The sequence below is a fragment of the Bacillus haikouensis genome (assembly GCF_013179555.1).
Lineage (GTDB): Bacteria > Bacillota > Bacilli > Bacillales > Bacillaceae_B > Rossellomorea > Rossellomorea haikouensis_A.
In genome coordinates, this window is record NZ_JABMCR010000341.1 from 1 (window position 1) to 3,757 (window position 3,757).

Consider the following 3,757-nt stretch of genomic DNA (forward strand, 5'->3'; position numbering starts at 1 on the left):
CCGCTGATCTCAGGGAGCAAGCTCCCATCGATCCGCTCGACTTGCATGTATTAGGCACGCCGCCAGCGTTCGTCCTGAGCCAGGATCAAACTCTCCGATAAAAGTTTGAATAGCTCTTGTTTGCAACATTCAATCGTTGCGGTAAATCTAGAATTAACGTTGACGTATTGTCTTGTTTTGTTCAGTTTTCAAGGTTCAATGTTTTATGTGCTCCGTTTGAAGCGACCTTTATAATATATCATCTTGTCTGTTTTCCGTCAAGACATTTTAATTATTTCACAAAAATATTTTTTCGGAAAACAATATATCATGTCTTTCGGACAACAAATAATATTATACATAGCTTGAGGGATTTAAGCAAGGTTTATTTCAGGAAAAAGTAGAAACCAAGAAAAATAGATTCTCTTGGTTATATAGAATGGAACTTTTATAACAAAGGCTTACCCCAGTACCTCTGTGATGTAGATATCTTTTTGCAGTGAGAGGTCGAGCAGCTCCTCACTGTTATTTAGCTTTACAATCGGTTTCGTAACAGCGTTTGCTTTTGTATAGACGACCTCACCGTAATCCCCGGTTGATAATTTGACTGCTGTTCCAATATCCAAGTCCCCTATCAGGTTCATAAGTGCATTCACTACTTTAATATCAAATTTCCCGAATAGATCTTTACTGATCATGTCGAGTACTTTGAAGATCGGCTGCCTGCTTCTATATATCCTTTCTGACGTCATGGCGTGGAATACATCGGCAATCCCGACAATCTGAGAATACAAGTGGATTCGATCACTCTTTTCTGACGTCGGGTAGCCGGTACCGTCAAATCGTTCATGATGTTGAAAGACTGCGAGTTTCGCTTCTGGTTTTAAAAGTGGGGAATCCTTTACCATTTTATAGCCATTAGCTGTATGAAGTTTGATCTCTTGGAACTCTTGCTCCGAAAGTGGCTTCTCTTTTATCAGGATGTTTGCTGAGACTTTTGACATTCCGCAGTCAGCAAGTACACCGGCAAGTGCCAATTGATTGGCCTGGCCGTTATCAAGTCCGATTTTCTTACCAATCATTGCACTCAGGATGCTGACTGCAATAGGGTGATGATAGAGATAATCGTTTTTTGCAGCATGATGATTCAATGAGTAGAGCAAGAACTTGTTCTGTTCTACTGTTTTTAAGAGGGGCAATGTGATTTTCCTCATATTCGCTATATTTATCGGCGTACCTGATTGCCAGTTCGTAAATTCCTGTTTGAATTCACCGACACTTCGTAAATAGGTGCTGATAAAACCTTTATTAGTACCTGCCTCGGTAAGGCTTTCACCAGCAGCTTCTTGCCTGGCTGGTGATTCATCAGGTGAAATCGTTTGGGCGGGTAGGTTGTTGTTTACACCAGGCTTTGTTTTCTCTATCGTTACTTCAGTGATATTAAATGCCCGCAGGATTTTAATATGTTCTTCATTTAATATAGTATTTTTTGGAATGATGGGGTTTGCCGTCATTCCCACGATATCTTTTTCCAAAATCCAGCCTGCTTGAACTTCATCACGACGTACCTTCATTTCATTACACCTCAAGTCATGCTTGTCTATTTAGTTTATTTTACCAAATTAATTTCATAATGGTTTGATTTTTCGTAAAGTTTGTTGATATTTAAATGAAATGCTCCGTTGCTTTCTCACAAAAAAAGCTGCTTCCTGAGGAAAACCCTCCCCAGGAAGCAGCTTTAAGTTATTTATTCTTCCGAATCATCATTCGGTTGTTCAGTTTCTGTGGAATCTGTGTCTGTTTGCACTGCATCATCCGCTGTTTCTACAGGTGCTTCTGTTTCTTCCTCTTCTTCTTTTTCTACTTTTGCTACAGTAGAAACGAATTCACTTTCCTGAAGACGGATCAGTTTCACACCTTGAGTGTTACGGCCGGTTGTCGAGATGTCGTTCACGTCCATACGGATCAGGACTCCATGAGCCGTGATGAGCATGAGGTCTTCTTCCCCTGTAACAGCTTTGACAGAAACGAGTTCCCCATTACGCTCCGTGACATTACACGTTTTAAGTCCTTTACCGCCGCGGGTCTGGATTCTGTATTCACTGGCAGGAGTACGCTTACCATATCCGTTCACGGTAACGACAAGGACGTCATTCTTCTCTTCAAGTATTTCCATCCCTACGACGATATCATCTTTGGATAAGTTGATCCCTTTAACACCGGTTGCCGTTCGTCCCATAGAACGGACGTCAGTTTCAGGGAAACGGATCAGCATACCTTTTTTCGTACCGATAATCATATCTTTTTCTCCATCAGTCAGCTTGACGGAAATTAATTCATCATTCTCTCTCAGATTGATGGCAATAAGACCGTTTGTACGGATATTGGCAAAATCAGAGACTGGCGTACGTTTGGATATACCGTGTTTCGTTGTGAAGAATAGATACCAGTCATCTACAAACTCTTCCACCCGAATCATCGCATTGATCCATTCATCCTTTTCCACCCCGAGCATGTTGATGATCGGAAGCCCTTTTGCCGTACGGCTGAATTCAGGGATTTCATATCCTTTTGCACGATACGCTTTTCCTTTATTCGTAAAGAACAGGATCGTATCATGAGTAGATGTTGTCAGAAGATGTTCTACAAAGTCATCGCCAGTTGTGCCCATACCCTGAATTCCACGTCCCCCTCGTTTTTGACTGCGGTAAGTCGAGACTGGAAGGCGTTTGATATAGCCGTTATGAGTAAGAGAAACAACGATGTTTTCACGCGGGATCAAATCTTCGTCTTCTATGTTTTCAATTCCGCCGGCGACAATTTCAGATCTTCTTTCGTCGTTGAATCGCTCTTTGATTTCCAGAAGCTCTTCACGAATGATTTCAAGTACTTTTTCATCGTCTGCCAAAATGGCTTTCAGTTCTGTAATCAGCTTCATTAACTCCTGGTACTCTTCTTCGATCTTCTCGCGCTCCAAGCCTGTTAAACGCTGAAGACGCATATCAAGGATCGCTTGTGCTTGTTTTTCAGATAGAGAGAATTGCTCCATCAGCCCTTGTTTCGCAAGTTCTGTCGTTTGAGAACCACGAATCAGGGCAATGATTTGATCAATATGATCAAGTGCAATACGGAGACCTTCCAGGATATGCGCTCTTGCTTCCGCTTTACGCAATTCAAACTCAGTTCTGCGGCGGATGACAATACGTTGATGCTGGAGGTATTCATACAGGCATTCTTTCAAGTTCAATACTTTCGGCTGACCGTTTACGAGAGCCAGCAGATTGATCCCGAAACTTGTTTGCAGGGCTGTCTGCTTATAAAGGTTGTTCAGCAGTACATTTGCATTGGCGTCTTTTCTGACTTCAATGACAATACGCATACCGTTACGGTCTGATTCATCACGAAGATCCGTGATGCCGTCGATTTTCTTATCGCGCACAAGATCTGCTATTTTTTCAATCAGTTTTGCTTTATTCACTTGATATGGGATTTGGTGGACGATGATCGTTTCTTTCCCGTTGCTCTTCTGCTCAATTTCTACACGGGCACGCATCGTAATGGAACCTTTACCTGTTTCATAGGCACGGCGGATTCCGCTTCTTCCCACAATCAAACCGGCAGTAGGAAAGTCCGGACCATGAATGTACTCGGTCAATTCCTGGATTGTGATGTCAGGGTCTTTACTTAATGCAAGGATTCCGTCAACTACCTCACCAAGGTTATGAGGCGGGATATTCGTCGCCATCCCCACAGCGATACCTGACGATCCGTTCACCAG

The 3,757-nt window shown here is 42.5% G+C and carries 2 protein-coding genes and 1 rRNA gene; all 3 read right to left on the bottom strand.

The features are described 5' to 3' along the window. A 16S ribosomal RNA gene (locus tag HP456_RS21055) occupies positions 1–101 on the bottom strand; the annotation flags it as partial. Between the two features lie 339 nt (positions 102–440). Further along, positions 441–1,553 carry an HD-GYP domain-containing protein gene (locus tag HP456_RS21060; RefSeq protein ID WP_172254769.1) on the bottom strand — a complete coding sequence of 371 codons (1,113 nt, stop codon included), beginning with the start codon at positions 1,551–1,553 and terminating at the stop codon, positions 441–443. Between the two features lie 173 nt (positions 1,554–1,726). Further along, positions 1,727–3,757, bottom strand: a 2,031-nt coding sequence (gene gyrA / locus HP456_RS21065; RefSeq protein ID WP_172254771.1) for a DNA gyrase subunit A, incomplete at its 5' end; no start/stop codon positions are given.